At 37.2% G+C, this 2,278-nt stretch carries 2 protein-coding genes; both read left to right on the top strand.

Translation table 11 applies throughout. The features are described from left to right. Positions 1-331: 331 nt before the first annotated feature. The gene (locus NZM04_05555) at positions 332-709 is read left to right on the top strand and encodes an RHS repeat-associated core domain-containing protein (protein MCS7063497.1); all 378 of its coding nucleotides are present in this window, start codon (positions 332-334) and stop codon (positions 707-709) included. Positions 710-1,563: 854 nt separating this feature from the next. Beyond that, a complete protein-coding gene (locus NZM04_05560) occupies positions 1,564-1,932 on the top strand; it encodes a hypothetical protein (protein MCS7063498.1) in 369 nt (122 codons plus the stop codon). The last annotated feature ends 346 nt before the right edge of the window (positions 1,933-2,278 follow it).

The following is a 2,278-nucleotide window of genomic DNA, read 5'->3' on the forward strand; positions in this document are numbered from 1 at the left end:
GTAGAATATGAATGGAGACCGCTGAATAAAAGGAAAGGGGAAAGGGGACGTAGTAGACAAATCATTGAATAAGATATATATGAAGCGTAACTAACACCTCGCATAGAAATCACGGAGCCAATTTTTGTTTGTATATTCTATGGGAGGGATGGGTTCGTCTCTAAGGCACCTCTTCGACATCTCGTCCCAGATATCGTAGAAAAATCAGGGCCGACACGAAGGCCAGCCCTCCCGTTGCCGGGATCACTTGATCACCCATCTATACGCCTGCAATCATCAAAACCGCTGATAACATTTTCATAAAAAATGATCTTTACACCTACACGACATCATGCAAGATTACAAAGTGCAAAGTGCATTAGAAAATCGAGCACAAAAAGTAGCAGTGGCATCCCTGCCGCTGAATCCCTCATCAAATTTCTTTATCGAGACCAGACGCAACCGCGTTTACAGCACCGTTCACGGCCGCTTCCTGCAGCCGGATCCGATTGGCTTTGATGCTGGAGATGTGAATTGGTATAGATATGTGTTTAATTCACCTGTGAATTATATTGATCCTAGTGGTTTAATGCTAGCGCCTGGGCACGGAGATCCTAAATACAAATATCCGATTGATATTCCTCCTCTATCGCGAAGGCCAACACGTGCATGTAAGGAGGGAGACAAGAGGACTGGAAAAGTCCAAGTATCTATGCATAAGAATTGTTGATCAACACAAACCGATACGGTAATACTATCAGGCACAGCCCAAATAACAATATATGGAGTATTTTCAGGGTCTGTGACTGCAACTGCGACTATGAATGTGGGGCCATGCTCCCTTAGGAGGTTGTATGCTATTTTAGAATGTATATGTGTAGGAGGAAGTTGGAGTTGCTCACCTGGGAGTATGGCGGGGCCAGATGAGAAGGCTATCTGTGAGTGAACAACAAATTTTAATATGAGAGTGTTAATTTTCAGTATCCTGGTAATAGCAAATATAACTTTTATTCATCATGCCTATTCGTCTTTGAGGTCAACATCATGGGTAATGAAGGAATATGGGTTCATTGATGTTGTGTCTGATCAAGAGGACAAAGTGGTGTTCATTCTACATAGCGAAGTAGACAGAAAAAAAAATGAGAGAGGTTATGGGCATGCAAACGGGAATTTTTACTATAGAATTACAGTTAAAGCACATGATCTATACTGTAAGGTTCAAAAAAAGCGAACGGATCGCCCCGAAGTATTATGCATCTATAAAAATGATGATGGGAGAGTGTTGACAGAAAGAATCCAAATCTACGATAATATATCGATGGCAGATATAAATGAGTATATAAAGAAGAATATAAACAAAAATCAAATTTCCAGAGAGTCATTGAAATCTTATCTTAATAAACATAGGATAAAATAAATCTAAAAGCAATAATCTATATAGTAGAAGCATAATGAAATAGGTAATCGTAATTAATTAGAATTTGCATTGAATAATAATTGTCTAACCATGAGAAAGCTTTTGATTTATAGGTGGAATGTAATTGATGATCAGCATAATCAACGCAATATGTTTTGGACATCCTTATGATTGCTTTAATTTGTGAATTCCCAAACTTCATAAATAACCTAGTAAGATTTTATGCAAAACTTGTGAATGGGTATAGATATGTGGGGAATAATGCGGTGAATTATACAGATCCGGAGGGGTTATCCCAAATGGATAGACTTTGTTGTATGTTAAGAGGTGGAATTTGGGGTAAGGTAGTTGATATAGAATTTGGTGGTGACTGGGATAAATGTATCGGAGCAAAAGGAAGTAACACATATACAAAATGTATAATTAATTTTATAGCTGGTGCTTTAACATTGAAGTGCTATGGAATTGGAGGAGTGGTCTCATTTGGTGCTCTAGGGTGGTATTCATGTAATCAAGAGAAATGTTACTATAAGTAAGATGGACATAAAAAAACTACTAATTGTTGTTATTGACATGGTTATATATATTTGGTTAATACCGAATATTTTCCGACTAGATTTTGATTTGTCATTTTGGATGACAATAGTATACATAATGAGCTGTGGAATTAGATATAGGTATTATCGACTTATAAAAGCAGAAAAAACTAATGGAATAATATCTTATTATAAACAGTTATTGAAGAAAGATGATTGATGGCATTTTAACTCAGACTCATGATTATTTCAAAAAAGCTTGCATAACGCGGCAATTTGAGTAGAAAGTAAGGGACATAATGCTAAAGCTGTCGAATCACTATCGGACGAGTAAGAGCGGGGTGAC

The organism is Candidatus Methylacidiphilales bacterium, from assembly GCA_025056655.1.
GTDB lineage: Bacteria > Verrucomicrobiota > Verrucomicrobiia > Methylacidiphilales > JANWVL01 > JANWVL01.